The sequence below is a fragment of the Marinobacter metalliresistant genome (genome assembly GCF_038098645.1).
In the GTDB taxonomy this organism is placed as follows: Bacteria; Pseudomonadota; Gammaproteobacteria; order Pseudomonadales; family Oleiphilaceae; genus Marinobacter; species Marinobacter metalliresistant.
This window is the reverse complement of the sequence record NZ_CP101118.1, coordinates 4,309,919-4,330,042: the sequence shown is the minus strand read 5'-3', so window position 1 is coordinate 4,330,042 and position 20,124 is coordinate 4,309,919. Positions and strand designations below refer to the sequence as shown.

Annotated in this window: 22 protein-coding genes; 8 read left to right on the top strand and 14 right to left on the bottom strand. The window is 57.9% G+C overall.

Annotated features, from left to right (window positions below):
• Positions 1-36 precede the first annotated feature (36 nt).
• The 7 genes from ispC to rpsB form a co-directional block, all read right to left on the bottom strand.
• Complete coding sequence (gene ispC, locus NLK58_RS20185) at positions 37-1,221, bottom strand: 1-deoxy-D-xylulose-5-phosphate reductoisomerase (RefSeq protein WP_376788100.1); 1,185 nt, start codon at positions 1,219-1,221, stop codon at positions 37-39.
• Positions 1,222-1,223: 2 nt separating this feature from the next.
• On the bottom strand, positions 1,224-2,063 hold the full coding sequence (locus NLK58_RS20180; RefSeq protein WP_117620070.1) for a phosphatidate cytidylyltransferase: 840 nt from the start codon (positions 2,061-2,063) through the stop codon (positions 1,224-1,226).
• A gap of 21 nt (positions 2,064-2,084) precedes the next feature.
• Positions 2,085-2,855 carry a polyprenyl diphosphate synthase gene (uppS, locus tag NLK58_RS20175; RefSeq protein ID WP_117620479.1) on the bottom strand — a complete coding sequence of 257 codons (771 nt, stop codon included), beginning with the start codon at positions 2,853-2,855 and terminating at the stop codon, positions 2,085-2,087.
• Positions 2,856-2,926: 71 nt separating this feature from the next.
• Complete coding sequence (frr, locus tag NLK58_RS20170; RefSeq protein WP_117620069.1) at positions 2,927-3,484, bottom strand: ribosome recycling factor; 558 nt, start codon at positions 3,482-3,484, stop codon at positions 2,927-2,929.
• Positions 3,485-3,569: 85 nt separating this feature from the next.
• Positions 3,570-4,298 carry a UMP kinase gene (gene pyrH, locus NLK58_RS20165; RefSeq protein WP_117620068.1) on the bottom strand — a complete coding sequence of 243 codons (729 nt, stop codon included), beginning with the start codon at positions 4,296-4,298 and terminating at the stop codon, positions 3,570-3,572.
• Positions 4,299-4,482: 184 nt separating this feature from the next.
• A complete protein-coding gene (tsf, locus tag NLK58_RS20160; protein WP_117620067.1) occupies positions 4,483-5,352 on the bottom strand; it encodes a translation elongation factor Ts in 870 nt (289 codons plus the stop codon).
• Positions 5,353-5,444: 92 nt separating this feature from the next.
• Entirely contained in the window at positions 5,445-6,197 is a 753-nt protein-coding gene (gene rpsB / locus NLK58_RS20155) for a 30S ribosomal protein S2 (RefSeq protein WP_117620066.1), read from the bottom strand.
• A 254-nt stretch (positions 6,198-6,451) separates the two neighbouring features.
• On the opposite strand from rpsB, the gene map reads away from it, so the two are divergent.
• The 6 genes from map to dapE all read left to right on the top strand — a co-directional run bounded on the left by map (position 6,452) and on the right by dapE (position 13,648).
• The gene (map, locus tag NLK58_RS20150) at positions 6,452-7,222 is read left to right on the top strand and encodes a type I methionyl aminopeptidase (RefSeq protein WP_117620065.1); all 771 of its coding nucleotides are present in this window, start codon (positions 6,452-6,454) and stop codon (positions 7,220-7,222) included.
• Positions 7,223-9,868: a [protein-PII] uridylyltransferase gene (locus tag NLK58_RS20145; RefSeq protein ID WP_117620064.1), complete on the top strand. Its 2,646-nt coding sequence runs from the start codon at positions 7,223-7,225 to the stop codon at positions 9,866-9,868.
• A complete protein-coding gene (gene dapC / locus NLK58_RS20140) occupies positions 9,865-11,067 on the top strand; it encodes a succinyldiaminopimelate transaminase (protein ID WP_341581606.1) in 1,203 nt (400 codons plus the stop codon). The genes NLK58_RS20145 and dapC overlap by 4 nt, the downstream gene beginning before the upstream one ends.
• Positions 11,064-11,405, top strand: a complete 342-nt coding sequence (locus NLK58_RS20135) for an ArsC family reductase (protein ID WP_117620062.1) — start codon at positions 11,064-11,066, stop codon at positions 11,403-11,405. Before dapC ends, NLK58_RS20135 begins: the two co-directional genes overlap by 4 nt.
• Before the next feature lie 91 nt (positions 11,406-11,496).
• Positions 11,497-12,525 (top strand): 2,3,4,5-tetrahydropyridine-2,6-dicarboxylate N-succinyltransferase, encoded by a 1,029-nt coding sequence (gene dapD / locus NLK58_RS20130; protein WP_341581605.1) that lies wholly within the window; start codon positions 11,497-11,499, stop codon positions 12,523-12,525.
• On the top strand, positions 12,512-13,648 hold the full coding sequence (dapE, locus tag NLK58_RS20125; protein WP_341581604.1) for a succinyl-diaminopimelate desuccinylase: 1,137 nt from the start codon (positions 12,512-12,514) through the stop codon (positions 13,646-13,648). The genes dapD and dapE overlap by 14 nt, the downstream gene beginning before the upstream one ends.
• A gap of 60 nt (positions 13,649-13,708) precedes the next feature.
• On the opposite strand, the gene NLK58_RS20120 is transcribed toward dapE, so the two are convergent.
• Positions 13,709-13,927 carry a SlyX family protein gene (locus tag NLK58_RS20120; protein WP_341581603.1) on the bottom strand — a complete coding sequence of 73 codons (219 nt, stop codon included), beginning with the start codon at positions 13,925-13,927 and terminating at the stop codon, positions 13,709-13,711.
• Between the two features lie 223 nt (positions 13,928-14,150).
• Here NLK58_RS20120 and NLK58_RS20115 point away from each other — a divergent pair, with 223 nt between their 5' ends.
• Positions 14,151-14,684, top strand: a complete 534-nt coding sequence (locus NLK58_RS20115; protein ID WP_341581602.1) for a cold shock domain-containing protein — start codon at positions 14,151-14,153, stop codon at positions 14,682-14,684.
• A gap of 46 nt (positions 14,685-14,730) precedes the next feature.
• Here the strand turns inward: NLK58_RS20115 and NLK58_RS20110 are convergent, their stop codons facing one another.
• The 3 genes from NLK58_RS20110 to NLK58_RS20100 form a co-directional block, all read right to left on the bottom strand.
• The gene (locus NLK58_RS20110) at positions 14,731-15,105 is read right to left on the bottom strand and encodes a hypothetical protein (RefSeq protein ID WP_117620057.1); all 375 of its coding nucleotides are present in this window, start codon (positions 15,103-15,105) and stop codon (positions 14,731-14,733) included.
• A complete protein-coding gene (locus NLK58_RS20105; protein WP_341581601.1) occupies positions 15,077-16,501 on the bottom strand; it encodes a hypothetical protein in 1,425 nt (474 codons plus the stop codon). The genes NLK58_RS20110 and NLK58_RS20105 overlap by 29 nt, the downstream gene beginning before the upstream one ends.
• A gap of 107 nt (positions 16,502-16,608) precedes the next feature.
• Positions 16,609-17,049 (bottom strand): VOC family protein, encoded by a 441-nt coding sequence (locus NLK58_RS20100; RefSeq protein WP_117620055.1) that lies wholly within the window; start codon positions 17,047-17,049, stop codon positions 16,609-16,611.
• Positions 17,050-17,124: 75 nt separating this feature from the next.
• Between NLK58_RS20100 and NLK58_RS20095 the strand changes: the two genes are divergently transcribed.
• Complete coding sequence (locus tag NLK58_RS20095) at positions 17,125-18,021, top strand: DUF1853 family protein (protein ID WP_117620054.1); 897 nt, start codon at positions 17,125-17,127, stop codon at positions 18,019-18,021.
• Positions 18,022-18,028: 7 nt separating this feature from the next.
• Here the strand turns inward: NLK58_RS20095 and NLK58_RS20090 are convergent, their stop codons facing one another.
• The 3 genes from NLK58_RS20090 to NLK58_RS20080 all read right to left on the bottom strand — a co-directional run bounded on the left by NLK58_RS20090 (position 18,029) and on the right by NLK58_RS20080 (position 19,977).
• On the bottom strand, positions 18,029-18,613 hold the full coding sequence (locus NLK58_RS20090; protein ID WP_227539365.1) for an AAA family ATPase: 585 nt from the start codon (positions 18,611-18,613) through the stop codon (positions 18,029-18,031).
• On the bottom strand, positions 18,591-19,004 hold the full coding sequence (locus NLK58_RS20085; protein ID WP_117620052.1) for a hypothetical protein: 414 nt from the start codon (positions 19,002-19,004) through the stop codon (positions 18,591-18,593). The genes NLK58_RS20090 and NLK58_RS20085 overlap by 23 nt, the downstream gene beginning before the upstream one ends.
• Before the next feature lie 124 nt (positions 19,005-19,128).
• On the bottom strand, positions 19,129-19,977 hold the full coding sequence (locus NLK58_RS20080) for a transposase (RefSeq protein ID WP_341581600.1): 849 nt from the start codon (positions 19,975-19,977) through the stop codon (positions 19,129-19,131).
• Positions 19,978-20,124: the final 147 nt, after the last annotated feature.

The following is a 20,124-nucleotide window of genomic DNA, read 5'->3' as shown; positions in this document are numbered from 1 at the left end:
TGATGGCTTCAGCCGGGCAGCAAACCGCTGCGAGTGTCAGACAGTTAACAGACCAATCTGTTCCCATGCCCGGGCCCGTGCTTCGGTGTCCTTGGCGAAGATAACCTCGAAACTGTCAGCTGGTTCAACCGCGGTAGCAACCAGCGTGCGCTCTATAATAACGGGGATATCCGTAAAACAAAGGTTACCTTCAAGAAAAGCAGCAACCGCCACTTCATTTGCTGCGTTCAATACGGCCGGAGCTGTGCCTCCGGCCTCGAAGGCTTCCGCAGCCAGGCGAAGGCAGGGGAAGCGAACCAGGTCGGGGCGCTCGAAATGGAAACGGCCGATGGCGAACAGATCCAGCGGCGCGACACCTGCATCGATACGCTCCGGCCAGGCCAGACCATTGGCAATCGGGGTTCTCATATCCGGGCTGCCAAGCTGGGCGAGCACAGAACCGTCCGCATACTCTACCATGGAGTGAATAATGCTCTCCGGGTGAACATGCACTTCCACCCACTCCGGGGTTGTATTAAACAGCCAGCAGGCCTCGATCAGCTCCAGGCCTTTGTTCATCAGCGTTGCTGAATCCACGGAAATCTTCTGCCCCATGGACCAGTTCGGATGGGCACAGGCTTGCGAAGGCGTGACTGATCGAAGCGCCTCGGCACTGTGTTCCCGGAACGGCCCACCGGAGGCTGTCAGCAGAATTCGGGTAATACCGGCGGCGGCGGGATCCCGGATTTTATCGGCCGGCATACACTGGAAAATGGCGTTGTGCTCAGAATCGATAGGCAGGAGCTCGGCGCCGGCCTCGGCCACGGCGTCCATAAACAGCTTGCCGGACATCACCAGGGCTTCCTTGTTGGCCAGCAATACCCGCTTGCCGGCACGCACAGCTGCAAGGGTCGGCGACAGGCCCGCGGCGCCGACAATGGCGGCCATCACGGTATCAATTTCCGGGGCCGAGGCAACTTCGCACAACCCTTCCATGCCACCCAGAACTCGAATATCCGGCAAATCGGAGAGTAACCCGACAAGCGTTTGCGCAGCCCCGGGGTCCGCCATAACCGCTACCCGGGGTCGGAATTCGCGACACAAAATCGCCAGCTCTTCCGCACGGGTACTGGCCGTCAGGGCATAGACCGAGAACCGGTCAGGGTGCCGGCGAATGACATCCAGGGTACTCAGACCGATGGAGCCAGTCGCTCCCAATACGCTGATATGACGGGTTACCATAATCACCAGTGCCCGGCTGTCAGCCAACCCAACTGGGTAATGATCAGAGCAAACACAGGAATGGCTGCGGTAAGGCTGTCAATCCGGTCCATTATGCCCCCATGACCGGGCAGCAGCTGGCTGCTGTCCTTGATGCCACGAAAGCGTTTAAGCATGCTTTCCAGCAAATCCCCCAGCACCGAGACAAACCCGGTAATCAGGCTGGCAGCGACCAGCAGCAGGGTCTCGACAGTTCCGGCGGATGCCAGGAAGCTCACCACCAGGGCGAAAACGCCCACGGCCACAAGCCCACCCCAGACACCCGCCCAGGATTTACCAGGACTGACCCGGGGCGCCAGCTTGGCCTTGCCAAATGCCCGCCCGGCGAAGTAGGCACCGATATCCGCAACCCAGACCACACACAACACATACAGGATAAGGAGAAGGTTATTGGTGCTGTCGCCAAACTGGAAGCCGCCAGTGCGTAAATGGTTCAGTCCGACCCATGCGGGCACCAGAACAAGCAGCCCCATAACCGCTCGTGCGGGCAGGCTGCCCCATTTTTCTGAGCCACCAGGGTAGCTGCGAACCATCAGGAAACAGATAAACCACCAGGCGAGCGCCAGCCAGAGCACCGCAACAAAAGGAACGTTCAGCAAACCATAAAGAATGGCGGCAGTCACCAAGGCGTACGCCACACGGCCCGGAGAATTCTCAATGCCGGACATGTTCGCCCACTCCCAGGCACCCACGGTAATGATGGCGCCGGTAAAGAACGCGAAACCCAGGGGCGGGAGGAAGAAAATTCCGCCAATGGCAATGGGGGCAAGGATCAGTGCGGTGATAATTCGGGTTTTTAACACGGTTAACGTCGCTATCGTTCGTTATTGTTGTGGGGCCTTGGCCGTGATCTGATCATCCGTCTGGCCAAAACGACGCTGGCGACCGGCATAGGCCTGCAGGGCCTTGCGCATTTCCTCTTCCCGGAAATCAGGCCAGTACACCGGTGAGAAGTAAAGTTCTGTGTAAGCCAGGTGCCACAGCATGAAATTGCTGATCCGCTGTTCACCCGCTGTCCGGATCATCAGATCCGGCATCGGCAGATCACCAATACTGAGGTGCTGCTGGATAAGGTCATCGGTGATATCCGAAGGTGCCAGCTGCCCTGCCCGCACCTGCTCAGCAACCTGACGCGTCGCCTGCGTGATATCCCAGTGGCCACCGTAATTCGCAGCTATCACCAGTGTCATACGGGAATTATAGCGGGTCAGTTCTTCCGCCGCTGCCATATGCTCATGCAAGGCCGGGCTGAAGGCGGAACGGTCGCCGATGATTCTGAGGCGAATGTCGTTGCGATGGAGCTTGCGTACTTCCCGTTCCAGGGCGAACAGGAAAAGCTTCATCAGCGCCGAGACTTCATCCTTGGGGCGACGCCAGTTTTCACTGGAGAAGGCGAACAGGGTGAGCACTTCCACACCTTCGCGTGCGCAGGTTTCCACCACCGCCCTGACTGCATCCACCCCGGCCTTGTGGCCGGCTACTCCCGTGAGCCGGCGGGCCTTGGCCCACCGGTTGTTACCATCCATGATAATAGCCACATGCCGGGGCCGGCTGTCTGCCGACACCGGAATCTCTGCGGATACAGTTCCCGTCATGAAATCCCCTGTGCGGCCGGGGCGCATGGTTGCACCGGCCTTTCAATTCGCTTGCAAGTGAACCCGGGCAGTTAAACCGCCATCAGGTCCTCTTCTTTGGCCTTGAGCATTTTCTCGACTTCGGCGATGTAGCGATCGGTCAGCTTCTGGATCTCTTCCTCGCCCTTGCGCTCGTCGTCTTCGGTGATTTCCTTTTCCTTCAACAGCTCCTTGATCATGCTGTTGGCGTCACGGCGAGCGTTGCGAACAGACACACGGCCGTGCTCGGCATCGGCTTTCGCCTGCTTGACCATTTCCTTGCGGGTTTCTTCGGTCAGCATGGGCATCGGAATGCGAATAATGTCGCCACTGGTGGCCGGGTTGAGGCCCAGATCAGAGCTCATGATGGCCTTCTCGATAGTCGGCATCAGGTTTTTCTCCCAGGGGGAGACGGTCAGAGTCCGGTTGTCCTCGACATTGACACTGGCCACCTGTTTCAGCGGTGTCTCCTGGCCGTAGTAGTTCACCATAACGCTGTCCAGGATGGACGGGTGGGCCCGGCCGGTACGGATCTTGTTAAACGCCGAGTGCAGAGACTCCAGGCTCTTCTTCATTTTCTTTTCGGCTTCTGCTTTGATGTCGTTGATCACTTCAGCATCCTCAATTCGTTCGTCATGTCATTCAGTAACCTGGTCCTCTTGAAAGGCACGGATCAAAGGGACCCGGACAACCAGGTTATTCGATCAGCGTACCTTCTCTTTCGCCGGTTACGATGCGAGTCAGCGCGCCTGCGCGGTTCATGTCGAATACCCGCAGCGGCATACCGTGATCCCGGGCGAGGCAGATGGCCGTCAGATCCATCACCCCCAGTTTTTTGTCCAGCACCTCATCGTAGGTGAGGTGATCGTATTTCTCGGCACTGCTGTCCAGATGCGGATCAGCAGAGTATACGCCATCTACCTTGGTGGCCTTGAGTACCGCATCGGCCTCAATTTCGATACCACGGAGGCAAGCGGCGGAATCTGTGGTGAAGAAGGGGTTGCCGGTGCCGGCGCAGAAGATCACCACATCTCCGTCCTTAAGGTCCCGCACCGCCCGACGGCGGTCATAATGCTCGACAATCCCGCTCATGGGGATTGCGGACATTACGCGGGTCCGGATATTGGAACGCTCAAGGGCATCCCGCATGGCGAGGCCATTCATAACGGTTGCCAGCATGCCCATGTGGTCACCGGTCACCCGGTCCATGCCAGCCGCATTCAGGGCTGCACCCCGAAACAGGTTGCCACCACCGATGACCAGGCCAACCTGAACACCAATACCAATCAGCGCGCCAATTTCCAGGGCCATACGATCAAGAACTTTGGGATCAATACCGAAATCGTGCTCCCCCATCAGGGCCTCGCCACTGAGCTTGAGCAGAACACGCTTGTATCTGGGCTGGGTTTTCGATGATGTCGGCATGGTGATCCCCTTTTCGTCTGTTGGCTGCTATCCGGCGTGATACCCGTTGCAGGCTTGTATCTGACATACTCCTCGCAAAAGGGGTATCTCAGATACAAGCCCGCCACGTTAGCCGGGAATTCCCGGCTAACGTGGCAGACTCAGCTGGCGCAGCGGCAATGAGCCCGCTGCACCAAAAGAAGGATCAGGCCTTGCCTGTGCCGGCTGCGGCAGCAACCTCGGCAGCAAAGTCCACCTCTTCCTTCTCGATGCCTTCACCCACTTCCAGGCGAACGAAGCCGACCAGTTCGCCACCGGCGGACTTGATCAGTTCACCCACGGTCTGGTCCGGGTTTTTAACGAAAGGCTGCTCAACAAGGCTGTTTTCCTTGAGGAACTTCTTGATGCGGCCGCCCATCATCTTCTCGACGATTTCGGCAGGCTTACCTTCCATATCCGGCTGGGCCTTGATGACGTCTTTCTCTTTCTCAAGCTCATCGGCAGGCATGTCTTCCGGTTTGCCAACGCGCGGGTTAACAGCCGCAGCGTGCATGGCGACGTCGCGGGCCACTTCCGGATCACCGGCAGTCAGCGCAACAACGGAAGCAATCTTGTTGTTGCTGTGGACATAGCCACCAACAACCGGACCTTCAACCTTAACGATGCGACGCACGGTGATGTTCTCGCCGATCTTCTGAACCAGCGCCTCGCGCTTGGCTTCCAGATCGCCATCCATCAGCCTGGCAACGTCAGTTTCGCCTTTTTCGAAAGCGACATTCAGAACATCGTTGGCGAAGTTGACGAAGTTGTCGTCACGGGCAACGAAGTCTGTTTCTGAGTTAACTTCCAGAATGTAGGCGACGGTGTTGTCGTCAGAGATCTTGATCAGAGACACGCCTTCAGCGGCGGTACGGCCGGCTTTCTTGGCAGCCTTCAGGCCGGAAGACTTGCGCAGCTCTTCGATCGCAGCGTCAACACTGCCTTCAGCTTCCACGAGTGCCTTCTTGCACTCCATCATGCCAAGGCCGGTACGCTCACGCAGCTCTTTGACCATTGCAGCGGTAATTGCAGCCATGTTCAATCCTCTCAACTGTTCCGAATTCGGTGGGGAGGTATGCCCGAAGCAAACCCGGGCACACCTTACATCTCAAACGTGAAGATAAAGCATCACTCAGCGGCTGGAGCAGCGCCTTCGGCGTCTTCGCTGACTTCAATAAACTCGTCAGCTCCGGCACCGCCAGCCTGGGCGGCCTCAATGCAGGTGTTGGCCACGGCTTGCACGTAAATCTGGATAGCGCGGATGGCGTCATCATTGCCCGGAATGACGTAATCAACACCGTCAGGATCGCTGTTGGTATCCACAACACCGATAACAGGGATGCCCAGCTTGTTGGCTTCCTTGATAGCAATACGCTCGTGGTCAACGTCGATCACAAACATGGCGTCCGGCAGGCCGCCCATGTCCTTGATACCACCAATAGAACGCTCAAGGCGGTCCATTTCACGGGTACGGTCCAGCGCTTCTTTCTTGGTCAGCTTGTCGAATGTGCCGTCCTTGCTCTGGGCTTCCAGATCACGGTAGCGACGGATAGACTGACGGATGGTCTTGTAGTTGGTCAGCATGCCACCGAGCCAGCGGTGGTTTACGAAGGGCTGACCGGCACGCTCGGCTTCTTCCTTGATGATCTTGGCCGCGGCACGCTTGGTACCAACGAACAGGATCTTGTTCTTGTTCTCTGCCAGCTGCTGAACGAATTTCAGCGCATCGTTCATGGCAGGAACAGTCTGCTCAAGGTTGATGATATGAATCTTGTTACGGGCGCCGAAGATGAACTTCGACATTTTCGGGTTCCAGTAGCGGGTCTGGTGACCGAAGTGAGCACCTGCCTTGAGCAGGTCACGCATATTTACCTGAGCCATGATAGTTACCTTTTTAGCTTCGGGTTAGTCCTCCACGTATCCGATTACCCCAACCTGGCCCCTTTATAAAGCAGGAGCAGGCACCCTGGGATAACGTGCCGACACGTGTGTGAATTTGCCGGATTTGTTTCCAGCGGGCGCGTTTATACCACAAACGGGCCAACAAACGCCATTATTTTTGAGGGCCTGCTTCCTTGTACCCGGGCATCAGGCCCCTTAAAATGCCGGTTTGATACAAATCAACGGGAAGCCCAATGCAGGTATCGATCAAGACTCCGGAAGAAATCGAAAAGATGCGCGTCGCAGGCCGCCTGGCGGCCAATGTTCTCGAGATGATCGGTGAACACGTCAAGCCTGGCGTAACCACCGAAGAGCTCGACCGGATTTGCCACGATTACATTGTAAACGAGCAGAAGGCCATCCCGGCCCCGCTCAACTACAAGGGTTTTCCGAAATCCATCTGCACCTCGGTCAACCACGTCATCTGCCACGGCATTCCTTCCGAGCAGAAAATTCTCAAGGACGGAGACATCCTGAACATCGATGTCACCGTAATAAAGGAGGGCTACCACGGCGACACCAGCAAGATGTGGATTGTCGGCAAGCCGAAACCGGGTACCGAGCGCCTGATCCAGATAACCCAGGAGTGCCTATATAAAGGTATTGAGCTGGTAAGGCCGGGAACCCGTCTCGGTGATATCGGCAACGTTATCCAACAGCATGCCGAGAAACATCGTTACTCGGTGGTGCGTGACTACTGTGGCCATGGTATCGGCGCGGTATTCCATGAGGAACCACAAGTGATGCACTACGGAAAACCCGGCACCGGCATGGAATTACAGGAAGGCATGACCTTCACCATTGAGCCGATGATCAATCAGGGCAAATACCAGACCAAGCTGCTGCCAGACGGATGGACGGTGGTCACCAAGGACCACAAGCTGTCCGCCCAGTGGGAACACACCATCCTCGTGACCGCAGACGGCCACGAGGTTCTTACCAAGCGATCGGAAGAGTCCTTCTAAGTGGACCGAAGCGAGCTGGAATCCCGCATCAGTAAAGACCCTTCTCCGGTGAAGGCGGCCCGGGAGCTGTTGAAGGGGAGGTACAACGCCGATGCCGAGGCCTTCCGGCAGGGTGCCGATGTTCGCGCTCTTGTCCAATCCAGGGCCGGCACGGTCGATACCGTTCTCAGACTGATCTGGAACCGTTATTCCTTTTCCAGCTCACCGGATATTGCCCTGATTGCGGTAGGCGGCTACGGTCGGGGCGAGCTTCACCCCCACTCTGACATCGACCTGCTTATCCTCACCCGGAATGGCATTGAAGACAGCTGGCACGAAGACCTCGGCGCCTTCGTTACGCTGCTCTGGGACCTGAGGCTCGATATTGGCCACAGCGTTCGCAGTATCGAGGAAAGCAAAGCCGCCGCCCGCGAAGACGTCACCATCCTGACCAATCTGCTTGAGACCCGCACCATTGCGGGGCCGGATGAGCTGCGCATGGAGCTCAGCGAGCAGGTGTATTCCGATGGTGTCAGTACCGATCGCGACTATTTCATTGCCAAGCGGGAAGAGCAGCAACAACGGCACCAGAAATACGGCGATACCGAGTACAACCTGGAACCCAACGTGAAAGGCTCACCGGGCGCCCTTCGTGATATCCAGACCATCGGCTGGATTACCAAGCGGCATTTCGGCCTGCAGAATATAGCCGACCTCACCCGCTTCAGCATCCTTACCGAAGAAGAGCACCAGATCCTGTTCCAGGGTGAGACCTTCCTGTGGCAGCTGCGTTACGGCCTTCAGCTTCTGGCAGACAGAAACGAGAACCGACTCCTGTTTGATCACCAGCGGGCCCTGGCCCAGATGCTTGGCTACAAGGATGAAGGCAAACGCCTCGGTGTAGAGCTGATGATGCAGTCCTACTACCGGACCGTTCTCGCCCTCGCCGAGCTGGCCGATGTGATCCTGCAGTATTACGACGAGGCGATCCTCGGCAGCGCTTCGGAGGATGCGATCCAGCCGATCAACAAACGCTTCCAGATTCGCAACTACTATATAGAAGCCGTCAACAATCAGGTCTTTGCCTACGCGCCTTACGCCATCATGGAAATCTTCGTGCTGATGGCGCAGCATCCCGAAATCAAGGGTATCCGGGCCACCACGATTCGTTCCCTGCGAGCACACCGGCACCTGATTGATGACGCCTTCCGTTCAGACTTGGCGGTAACCACGCTGTTCATGGAGTTGTTGAGAACCCCCCACGCGCTGGACCAGACCCTGTCCGCCATGAAGAAGTACAGCGTGCTTGGCCGGTATCTGCCTGAGTTCGGCCAGATCATCGGCCAGATGCAGCACGACCTGTTCCACATTTACACGGTGGATGCCCACACCATGCGGGTGATCCGGAACATGGTCCGACTCAACGGTACAGAAGCACAGACAGAGTACCCCCTCGCCTCCCGCCTGATTCACCGGCTGCCAAAACTGGAAACCCTCTACATTGCCGGCATCTACCATGATGTGGCCAAGGGCCGTGGCGGCGACCACTCAGAACTGGGCGCCATGGATGCCGAGGCCTTCTGCAAACGGCATCACCTCAGCGAGCGGGATACCCAGTTGATTTCCTGGCTGGTAGAAAACCATCTGTTGATGTCCATGACCGCTCAGCGCAAGGACATCTCGGACCCGGACATTATCCACGGTTTTGCCAGGGCAGTGCCAAGCCAGGCACATCTGGACTACCTGTACATCCTGACCGTGTGCGACATCAGCGCCACTAACCCCAAGCTCTGGAATACCTGGCGCGCTTCCCTCCTGCGCCAGCTCTACATCGAAGCCAAGCGGGCATTGCGGCGGGGCACTGAAACGCCCATCGACCGGCAGGAGTGGGTGCGCGCCACCCAGTCCGAGGCCCGGGAGATCCTGCACGCCCAGAACATGACCGACGAGCAGATTGATGCCATCTGGGACACCGTGGACGAGGACTACTTCCTCCAGGATTCCACTGTGGATATCGCTTGGCAAACGGCCGCCATCATCCGCCATGGCGACAACCCGGACCCGTTGGTACTGATTCGCGACACCCGGGGCGGCCCCACCGACGGTTATTCCCAGATCATCATTTACATGAAGGACCGGGTGGCCCTGTTTGCCGCGACCACGGCGGTGCTGGAGCAACTCAATCTGAACATCGTAGATGCCCGGATCAGCTCCAGCGAAGGGCCCTACTCCATCAGCTCCTACGTAGTGCTGGACGAGAAAAGCCAGCCACTGGGCATTGACCCTGCCCGCAAGGAGCGCACACGCAAGCGGCTGATTGAGGAGCTGGACGACCCAGACGACTACCCGGACATCATCCACCGGCGAACACCACGGCAACTGAAACATTTCGCTTTCCCGACGGAAGTGACGTTTTCCAACGACACCATCAACCAGCGCACGGTGATGGAGGTGATCACTCCGGACCGCCCCGGCCTTCTGGCACGGATCGGCCAGGTATTGCTGGAGCACCGCGTTCGCCTTAGCAATGCCAAGATTGCCACCCTGGGTGAGCGGGTTGAAGACGTATTCTTCGTCACCGACGAGCAGGGCGAACCTATCCGGGACCCGGCCATGTGCCAGGCCCTGCAGCAAGACCTCTGTAAAATGCTGGACGACATTCAATGAATCCGAACCTGGACAGACTCCACCCCTACCCGTTTGAAAAACTGGCCAGACTCAAGGCCGGCATCACCGTGCCCGACCACCTCCGGCCGATTTCACTCGGTATTGGTGAACCCAAACATCCGTCGCCAGACTTCGTTAAGCAGATCATTGCGAACAATCTCGACAAGCTTGCCAATTACCCGACCACCCGGGGAACCGACGAACTCCGTGAAGCCATCAGCCGGTGGGCAACCCGCCGATTCAATCTGGCACCCGGCAGCCTGAGCCCGGCCCGCCATATCGTGCCGGTGAATGGAACCCGGGAGGCCATCTTCTCCCTGGTTCAGGCCGTGGTAGACGCCAGCAAACCGGCCACCGTGATAAGCCCGAATCCGTTTTACCAGGTGTACGAAGGAGCTGCCTTCCTGGCGGGCGCCACGCCCGTGTACCTGCCCTGCGACGGTTCCAACGGCTTTATTCCGGATTTTGATTCGGTGCCAGAGCCTGTCTGGCAGGACTGCCAGGTGCTGTTCCTTTGCTCGCCGGGCAATCCGAGCGGTGCGGTCATTCCCAGAGAAACACTGGCAAACGTGATTGCGCTTGCCGACAAGTATGATTTCATCGTTGCCTCAGACGAGTGCTACTCCGAGCTCTACCCGGACGAAGCCAATCCACCCGAAGGCCTGTTGCAGACCTGCGCCGCCATTGGCCGCGATGATTACGCCCGATGCGTGGTATTCCACAGCCTGTCCAAGCGCAGCAACCTGCCGGGGCTGCGGTCCGGATTTGTTGCCGGTGACGCCCGGATTCTCGAAGGCTACCTGAAGTACCGAACCTATCATGGTTGCGCGATGCCGGCCCACAACCAACTGGCCAGCATTGCCGCCTGGAACGACGAAGACCATGTGCGGGAAAACCGCGCGGCCTATCGCGCCAAGTTCGAAGCGGTTGTCCCCATCCTGCGTGAAGTGATGGACGTGGATTTCCCGGATGCCGGTTTCTATCTATGGCCGGTCACTCCGATGGATGATGAAACCTTCGCCCGGGAGCTTTCATCACAGCAGAATGTACACGTGCTTCCGGGCCGATACCTGTCCCGGACCGCAGATGGCCATAATCCGGGCGAAAACCGGGTGCGGATGGCCCTGGTGGCGCCCCTGGAAGAATGCGTGGAAGCAGCGCGCCGGATTGCTGAATTTGTTAAGGCGAATAAGACATGAAGCTTTATGGCATAAAAAACTGCGACACCGTCAAGAAAGCCCGCAAATGGCTGGATGAGAATGGCGTTGACTACGAATTCCACGATTTCAAAAAGGACGGACTGGACGGCGAGATGCTATCCCGCTGGGAACAGGCCGTTGGCTGGGAGACCCTGCTGAACCGTCGCGGAACCACCTGGCGCAAACTCTCCGAGGAGGTTCGTGATACCATTAGCGCCCAGAGCGCCCACGAGATCATGCTGGAGAATCCTTCCATCATTAAGCGCCCCGTCGTCGAACGGGGCGGGAATGTGTCCGCGGGCTTTAATGCAGACGAATGGGCTTCATGGCTAGCCTGAATTCCAGGTCCAACCCAACGTCAAAATTTAACTCCGGGGTCAGAAGAACGCTTTCTTCTGACCCCATATTCAGAACAGGAGCAACCACCTGATGAGTTTTGCATTCGGTATCGGTATCGGCACCCAGAACAACCAGGGCGAATGGCTGGAAGTCTTCTACCAGCAGCCGGTCATGACACCTGACGACACCCTCATGGAAGTCATTCGCAATGCAATGGACTACAAGGGTGGCAACCAGGTGATCAGCGCCACTACCGAACACCTCAGCCAGCTTGCCAACGCCCTGCGCCAGGTTGGCGAGACCGACCAGGCAACCCTGGCGGAAAAAGCCGCCAACAGCAAGCGCCCGGTGGCGATCACAATCCTGGAAACCGATACCACTGCCTCAAGCACGCCCGAGGTTTACCTGAAGCTGCACCTGATCTCCCATCGCCTGGCAAAACCGCACGGTGTAAAGCTGGACGGCATTTTCGGTCTGCTGCCGAACCTGGCCTGGACCAACGAAGGCGCTATCGATCTGAACGAGCTGTCAGAGCGCCAGCTACAGGCTCGCCTGGAAGGCCGTACCCTGGAGGTGAAATCGGTAGACAAGTTCCCGCAAATGACCGACTACGTGGTGCCCAAAGGCGTGCGTATCGCCGATACCGCCCGTGTCCGTCTGGGCGCCTATGTGGGTGAAGGCACCACGGTCATGCATGAAGGCTTCATCAACTTCAATGCCGGTACCGAAGGCACCAGCATGATTGAAGGCCGCATTTCCGCCGGCGTTATGGTTGGCAAGGGCTCGGACCTGGGCGGCGGCTGCTCCACCATGGGCACTCTCTCGGGCGGTGGTAACATCATCATTGCCGTTGGCGAGAACTGCCTGATCGGTGCCAACGCCGGCATTGGTATCCCGCTGGGCGACCGTTGCAAGGTTGAAGCCGGGCTGTACATCACTGCGGGCACGAAGGTTGCCCTTCTGGACGACAACAACGAGCTGGTGGAAGTGATCAAGGCCCGGGATCTGGCCAACCAGACCGACCTGCTGTTCCGTCGTAACAGCCAGACTGGCGCGGTGGAGTGCAAAACCAACAAGTCCGCCATCGAGCTGAATGAAGAGCTGCATGCGAACAACTGATTCTCCGACACTCGATCTTGCCATCGATCTGATCAGCCGGCGATCCGTCACCCCGGACGATGCCGGCTGCCAGGAACTGATGATGTCTCGCCTGGTGCCTCTGGGCTTTGCCGGAGAAAACCTGCGTTTTGGCGATACCGATAACCTCTGGGCCCGCAAGGGCTCCGAAGGCCCGGTGCTCGCCTTTGCCGGGCATACCGACGTGGTGCCACCCGGGCCGGAGAAGAACTGGGCTCACCCGCCCTTTAATCCGGTCATCAAGGACGGTTACCTGTACGGCCGGGGCGCTGCCGATATGAAAGGCAGCCTCGCTGCGTTCATCACTGCTTGTGAGCGGTTTGTAGCGAACTACCCGGATCATCGGGGCTCGATTGCCCTGCTGATCACCAGTGACGAAGAAGGCCCCGCCCAGCACGGCACCGTGAAAGTGGTGGAAACCCTTGAAACCAGGAAAGAGAAAATCGACTGGTGCCTGATTGGCGAACCGTCCAGCACCCATGAGGTGGGCGACGTGATCAAGAACGGGCGCCGGGGCTCCCTCCATGGTTACCTGACGGTTCGAGGCGTGCAGGGCCACGTGGCTTATCCGCATAGGGCCGAGAACCCGGTCCATTCGGTCGCCCCGGCGCTGGATGCACTGGCGAACGAGTTCTGGGATAACGGCAACGATTACTTCCCGCCGACCACCTTCCAGATCACCAAAGTGGAAGCCGGCACCGGCAGTAACATCATTCCCGGAGAGTGCCTGGTGCACTTCAACTTCCGCTACTGCACCGAAAATACAGCAGAAAGCCTGGAGGAACGGGTAGTCGCGATTCTGGACCGCCACAACCTGAAGTACGACCTGCAGTGGCACCTGAGCGGGCGGCCCTTCCTGACCGACAAGGGCGCACTGGTGTCCGCCAGCCAGGATGCCATTCGTTCGGTTACCGGACGGGAAACCGAGCTTTCGACCTCAGGCGGTACGTCAGATGGCCGGTTCATTGCACCGACCGGCGCACAGGTGGTCGAACTTGGCCCCATCAACGCCACCATTCATAAAGTGGATGAGTGTGTGAAGGCCGAGGATCTGGACACGCTATCGGAGATTTACGAGCAGATTCTGATCGAGCTTCTGGCGTAAAGCGTGAACCTGGGGTCAGATGAAAATGGGGTCAGATGAAATTTTCATCTGACCCCATTTTCAGTAGTGAGGCGGAGGGGTTTCGTCCTGTTCCGATTTGATATCGGACGGGGATACATCCTTCAGCTGTTTGTGCAACAAGCGCTTAGCCTCCCACAACTCCCGAATGTCCATTTCCTGCTTCGCCACCTGCTCGCTCAGAGTGTTGATAACGTCATCCTGAAACGCCAGCCGTGTTTCCAGCTCGTCCAGTCGGGTTTCCAGATCGTTCTGGCTCATTGGGTATTGGCACTCCCCTGGGTGGATCTCTGAAGAATATGATAGATGACACTGCTTACCCCGTTGCTTGGTCAGCGCTCGGGATAATCTGGTATCATGCCGCCTTTGCCCGCCAGCGCTCCCGTTTTCCGGGGAACTGACGGTTTTCACCGGCCGGATGCCCGATTTTACCCGATATCCGGTTTTTATCGTTAGCGTTACACGAATGGAGAAATTTCACTCAATGCGTAATCCATCCAAAGCGATCCTTGTTGCTCTCCTGATCGCCATTCCCGCACCCTTGGTACTTGCCCTGTTGCTGTCGTTCACCCCCGAGCCACTTCGTCTTATTGCCGTTGGCGAATTTGTTGAAGCACTGGGAAGCACCCGTGGCATCGCTGCTTACGTTATTGCCCTCGTTCTTTTCGGCGTTGCGGGCTTCCTGGCCATTGCGCTCTCAGCCAAACAACCGGCCAGCCAGCGCAGCACTTCCCGGCCCGACAACCGCGCACCGAGCCAGAACTACGATGAGGACGAAGACGACAGCTACGACGAGAACAGCCCTGAGGGTGACGAGGAAGGTACCGTCAAGTGGTTTAACGTCAAGAAAGGCTTTGGCTTTATCGTGCGTGACAGTGGCGATGAGGTTTTCGTTCACTTCCGTGCTATCCGTGGTCGCGGCCGCCGGGTTCTCCGCCAGGGACAACTGGTTCGCTTTAATGTTGTGGAAGCCGACAAGGGGCTGCAAGCCGACAACGTTTCCATCCTGAGTGACTGAATCACGGTCCACTGAAAACAAAGAGGCAGCCCGCGGGCTGCCTCTTTCAGTTCCAGGCGACCTGTTGTTCACCCCGGTGATCCAGGCGCCACCACTTTTCTTCCTCAACCGGCTCGCCTTCTTTCCAGTCTCCCGGGCTGCAACGAATCTCGGTATCCATGGCCCGCCAGGCACTGCGGGCGCAGTCCAGATCGCTGCTCCAGGGCAGACGCTCACCCTCAATGACCAGTGACGTAAAGCGCTTTCCAAAAGCCCCCGGATACAGGGCTATCCGAAGCGACTCGCCTTCATAACGGGCCAAACCCTTGACCACGCCTGTAACCTCACTGTCGTCCAGTTTCAATTCGTCGACGTGGCTCTCGAGCCATCCCGAAACCGCACCCGCTTCCAGATCACGAATATAAATTTCCAGGTCCTGCACCCGCTGAATCTCCATCCTGCTGCTCACAATGCAGCACATAGTGAACCGGCCCGCGCCGCGCTGCAACCCAGCGCTCCAGTTCCTGCCGCAAATCCTCGATGCTGAGCTGACGCACCGTTCCCGCCGCCTTGCGCTCATGCCAGACCACCTCGGCAGCCGCACGCTGGAGCTGGATTTCGCCCAGCGAGGTCTCAATCTCTTCGACCGGTTCTTTCCGCGCCAGCGCCACCAGAGACTGACGCCGCAGGGTGTCTGCCTGCCCCGCGAGAGCCAATGCATCTGTCGGCCCCCTACGGGCAAACAGACTCAGCCGGGCGGCGGCCCGCTCCAGCCACTGCAGCATTCCACCCGGGGTGCTGACACACCGGCTGCGCCTGGAAGAGACAAAACGGATCACCGCCCCCGGAACCTGCACGTTCCACTGTTTCTCGATGGCCGCCTGATGGGCGATCAGAATCGCCTGGCGCTGAACCGTGCTTGCAACGGGCATGTCAAAGGTGTCCAGGGATCGGCCAAGGCGATGTTGAAGCGTCGACACACCCTGACTGTTACAGGGCTCGTCCGGACCCAATAACAGAATCGGCCCCGCCCATTGCAGTGTCATGGCAGCGGCCAGGCCATCGGGCAACTCCATCAGGGCAACCAGATCGGCCGGAGACACATTATCCAGCACCAGGACCGGCCAACGTGAGCAGTCGTCCGGCGCGCACCCATCAACCCGACGCCCCGGAAGAACCGGCAAATCACTGGCCATGACCTCCGCTTCACGCCTCAGGTCCAACTCAACGTAATCCAGCTCCATCTCAGATAGAAGCGACTGCAGCCACGCCGTTTTCCCTGCGCCGCGCTCGCCGCGCACCCAGACCAGGGCTGTCGGCGAGGCTGCGAGGCTGACCGCAACATCCTCGGCAAGCTCAAGCCAGGCGACATCCGTCACCACCACAGGCGCACGCTGCACTTCGTCCAGGGGGAATGGTTCCCGCTCTTCCGTGTGCTCAGGCCATTGGCTGACCAATTCAAGAACCGCCACATAGGCCTTTTCCTGCAACCGCTCGGCATGGCGAGCCAGAGATTCCAGCAACTGTGGCCACCCCAGCCAGGGCAACTCAGTGGCCTCACGGGTCGCTGCAAACCAGTACATCAGCTGGGAGGAAAGCTGCCCCTCACCACCGACTTCGGTCACGATAGGCTGCTCACACTGGATGGTTCGGGTGAGTTCGTCCATATCCACACCGCAACCTCGCAGAAAGCGAGTAATGTCAGGGCCGGAATCCAGAAGGGCAAGCAAATAGTCTTCTACGGTAATTACGGAGCCCCCGCGGTGCTCAACACATTCGCGGGCATGTAACAAAGCAGTCTGGCACTGGGGATCCAGGCATCCTTGCCAATCTTCCATCAAACATCTCCATGTTCTGAATGCATCATCCTGATGCAAAAGCTGTTTTGCGGAGTGCTATCATAACACTTTCGGGCGGTTGGCGGCCCGTACCAGGATCTCACCCTTTACCAGATACCGGTGTTTTCCATGCTGGCCCAGGGCTCTTTCGGCGGCAACGCCTCACCTTTTTGCAGCAATTCGATAGAAATGTTGTCCGGCGTGCGGATAAAGGCCATGTAACCATCCCGCGGCGGCCGGTTAATAGTGACGCCATTGGCCTTCAGGTGCTCGCAAAGTGCGTAAATGTTATCAACACGATAAGCGAGGTGACCGAAGTTCCGCCCGCCGGTGTACTCCTCCGGATCCCAGTTGTAGGTGAGCTCGATCATTGGCGCCTTGTCCTCAAGGGCACGGGCCTCGTCTTCAGGAGCTGCCAGGAACACTAGGGTAAATCGGCCCTTATCGCTGCTTTTCCGATTGATTTCAACCATCCCCAGCAGATCGCAGAAGAAATGAAGAGTCTCGTCCAGGTTACTCACCCGGATCATGGTGTGCAGATATTGCATGGCGCCTCCTTCGGAACAGGATTAATCGCAAATTCATCATCTTACTATGGGGACATTTTACGGTATTCTGGCCCCATGGATGCAAAAACAGCGGACAACCACCTCTCGGAGCTGAATACACCGGCAATCCGACATCTCGCTTGGCTGTGCCGGGCGCCTCAGCTGTTACACTCGCCACTGACCTTTGAGCCAGCCCGATACCTCTCCGGAGCTTTGGACAGCACATTCTGGGCATGGGACAGCAACCCCGGTGCGGCTCCGGCGCTACTGAGAGAAGCGCCCCTGAAGCGACTGGGCTTTTATTTCGAGCGACTTTACCGGGTATTGCTGGAAGACCTGCTTGGCTGGGACATTATTCTGCAGAACCGGCAGATACAGTCGAACGGGCGAACCATTGGCGAGCTGGATTTTGTGGTGCACAATCGGACCGATGACCGGATAGAGCACCACGAAATTGCCATCAAGTATTACCTGGGTGTGCCCGAGCCGAATGGGAAGACCCTGTGGTACGGCCCTAACGCCAGGGACCGACTTGACCTGAAAACCGACCGGATGCTGCACCAGCAAAGCCAGCGGACCCAGTTGCCGGAGGCCCGAACCTTACTGGATGAGGTCGGGATTACGAGGCCGGTGACGCCCAGAATTTTTATGCCGGGATACCTGTTTTATCCTACCGCACAAGAAGCTATCGCTCCCGACTATGTACCCGCCAATCACCTGCACGGGCAATGGTGCTATCTTTCGCAGGTGACGTCATCGAACATTCCCGGTTGGGTGGTACTGAACAAACCCCACTGGATTGGGCGCTGGCGCCAGAGTAAGGCGCCCGAAACGGAAGATGTATTGGCTGCGCTGAACATAATCGAGCGCCACGCCATGCCTCTGTTGTTCGCCAACCTCGAGAAAGATTCAACCACCGGACTCTGGCAGGAAACCGACCGGTTATTCGTGGTGCCGGACACTTGGCCCTAGTGGTCAATCAGGTATCGATCAGATCCTTTGCCCACTGAGGCAAGACTTCCTGACAGGAACGCCACTGCCCCGCCTGCCAGACCGCGACGCGCAAGTAGGGTTGATCAAGGCTGGTGTTATCGACCAGGTGCAGTTCATCCGCCAGGCCTATGCATTGGCGAAGATTCGCCAGGGCTCTTGGAATTCGCGCCTCTATCTTGGTCTCCGGTACATTGTGCCCTCCGGATTTTACGCGGGAGGCCACCCGGGCCTTATTCAATGATGCCAGTTCCAGGTGGAAATAGAACAGCCGAATGCGAAACCCTGCCGCTTTGGCAGCGCCCACGAAGTCCACCTTCGACGGATGGGAGAAGACGGTCTCGAAGCAGAAACCCTGACGTTCCTCAAGCAGTCGAAACCGTTCCCGTTCTGCGATCAGCGCCGCCTCATAACTGTGTTTCTCGGGCGCATCCGGCCAAACGCTGCGGGCAATGTTATCGGCATTCACCAAAGGGATCTTCCGGCGGGCCAGAAAACGCTCATAGAAGGTTGTCTTGCCGGCACCGTTACCGCCAACCAGCAGCCAGAGCTCAGGCCGCGTTGTCACGGTCACTCAGTGCCTCAAAACGCCCGTTGCGAAACTGCCCGACTTCCCGGGAGCCATCCGGATAAATGGCCTCCAGATACCCGGGCTTGTCGCCAGAGGCCTGATACACCGTGCGCCCCCGGGCAATGGACCGGCTCAACTCGCCACTTTCACGGGCCTGATCCACCTCCGCCCAAAGGTCATCACTGGAAACCGACTCAGCCACCACCGGCTCAACCCTCACCTGGCGAATACCCTGGATGATGGCAATCAGATCCTCGGCACTCACCTCACCGGCAACGGCGCGCCCTATCTCGGCCCAGTACTCAATCTGCTTGGGCGTTGAACGCCGATGAACCGCGCCCTCGGCTGCGGCGTGGCCGACCAGGGTGTCGTCGAGACGGACAGCGGTTGTCATGATGGCCTCCTGAGGTATGACTTGGTGCTTGTTACAGGTTACCACGGGTGTTGCGAGTTGCAACACCTGAGACTTGCTTCTTCGACCAGGTCTGGACATGGGGTCAGGTCTAGTGGACATGGGGTCAGGTCTTGCCTTTGCGCTCTTTTACTATCCGACCAATGCGCGAATAACTCAGCCCTAAGTAATCTCCAATTTCCTTCAGCGTATACCCACCGCTGGCATAGGCTTTCGCGATAGCGGCATTACGATCTTCAGTTTTGCAAAAATATGCTTCCAGGGACAACGGCTCAGGGCGGCGCTGAGCTGCGGGGACTTCGCTCAAACGGTCCGGCTCGTCAAGGTGTTCCAGCATGCGTTCACGAAACTGGTGGTTACTTCCCAGGTAAATCTGCCCTTTAAGGTCATCCCAGGGTGAACTTTTGGGACAGGCATTACTGACGAAGTCGACGTAAGCCTGCTGTGCCTGACTTCTGGTTGTTCCGAATACCGAAAGCAACCAATCTGTAGTCAGGTGGTCCAACGGAGGAACCTCACCGGCAGTGGCCCGGTAACTGCTCCACGGCCACTCAGGTGGGAATGAAACCATTTCGGCCCTGACGGGGTTCAGAACAATGTAACGGGCAAGTTCCCGCAAATAGGTTTCCTTCTCAACCAAAATGGCCTTGTATCGCCCCTGAAAAACGTGCCCCACCCGACCATGGGCCCTGTTGAAATACTGAGTGTACAGGCCGTTGAGCTGGCGCATGCCTTTGGAAAGGTTCGCCTCAGGGGTTTCGATCAAGAGGTGGTAGTGGTTCCCCATCAGACAATAGGCATGGCAAAGCCAGTTATACCTTTCGCAGGTGCTCCCCAGAATATCGAGGTAACTTTCCCGGTCATCGGGTGTCTCGTAGATGGCTTCCTGTCGATTGCCTCGGGAGGTGACGTTGTAGAGCGCGCCTTCAAATTCCAGGCGTAGTGGTCTGGCCATTCCTTGGCTCCCTGTCGGTTACGAGTTGGGAGAGTTCCTTTCTCTCAAGATCAAAGAGCAAGACCTGACCCCTGATCTGTGTGCCCCCTGATCCATGACCCTGATCTGGCCTGTTACAGGTTACCACGGTTGTTGCGTGTTGCAACA

What these genes read in the sequence shown, in the direction of transcription:
- tsf (WP_117620067.1), bottom strand. Translation starts at nt 5,352, where the DNA reads ATGGCTGCAATTACCGCTGCAATGGTCAAAGAGCTGCGTGAGCGTACC.
- uppS (WP_117620479.1), bottom strand. Translation starts at nt 2,855, where the DNA reads ATGACGGGAACTGTATCCGCAGAGATTCCGGTGTCGGCAGACAGCCGG.
- NLK58_RS20095 (WP_117620054.1), top strand. Translation starts at nt 17,125, where the DNA reads ATGGATGCAAAAACAGCGGACAACCACCTCTCGGAGCTGAATACACCG.
- rpsB (WP_117620066.1), bottom strand. Translation starts at nt 6,197, where the DNA reads ATGGCTCAGGTAAATATGCGTGACCTGCTCAAGGCAGGTGCTCACTTC.
- NLK58_RS20115 (WP_341581602.1), top strand. Translation starts at nt 14,151, where the DNA reads ATGCGTAATCCATCCAAAGCGATCCTTGTTGCTCTCCTGATCGCCATT.
- ispC (WP_376788100.1), bottom strand. Translation starts at nt 1,221, where the DNA reads ATGGTAACCCGTCATATCAGCGTATTGGGAGCGACTGGCTCCATCGGT.
- NLK58_RS20080 (WP_341581600.1), bottom strand. Translation starts at nt 19,977, where the DNA reads ATGGCCAGACCACTACGCCTGGAATTTGAAGGCGCGCTCTACAACGTC.
- pyrH (WP_117620068.1), bottom strand. Translation starts at nt 4,298, where the DNA reads ATGCCGACATCATCGAAAACCCAGCCCAGATACAAGCGTGTTCTGCTC.
- dapD (WP_341581605.1), top strand. Translation starts at nt 11,497, where the DNA reads ATGAGTTTTGCATTCGGTATCGGTATCGGCACCCAGAACAACCAGGGC.
- NLK58_RS20120 (WP_341581603.1), bottom strand. Translation starts at nt 13,927, where the DNA reads ATGAGCCAGAACGATCTGGAAACCCGACTGGACGAGCTGGAAACACGG.
- NLK58_RS20135 (WP_117620062.1), top strand. Translation starts at nt 11,064, where the DNA reads ATGAAGCTTTATGGCATAAAAAACTGCGACACCGTCAAGAAAGCCCGC.
- NLK58_RS20100 (WP_117620055.1), bottom strand. Translation starts at nt 17,049, where the DNA reads ATGCAATATCTGCACACCATGATCCGGGTGAGTAACCTGGACGAGACT.
- NLK58_RS20085 (WP_117620052.1), bottom strand. Translation starts at nt 19,004, where the DNA reads ATGACAACCGCTGTCCGTCTCGACGACACCCTGGTCGGCCACGCCGCA.
- dapC (WP_341581606.1), top strand. Translation starts at nt 9,865, where the DNA reads ATGAATCCGAACCTGGACAGACTCCACCCCTACCCGTTTGAAAAACTG.
- map (WP_117620065.1), top strand. Translation starts at nt 6,452, where the DNA reads ATGCAGGTATCGATCAAGACTCCGGAAGAAATCGAAAAGATGCGCGTC.
- NLK58_RS20105 (WP_341581601.1), bottom strand. Translation starts at nt 16,501, where the DNA reads ATGGAAGATTGGCAAGGATGCCTGGATCCCCAGTGCCAGACTGCTTTG.
- dapE (WP_341581604.1), top strand. Translation starts at nt 12,512, where the DNA reads ATGCGAACAACTGATTCTCCGACACTCGATCTTGCCATCGATCTGATC.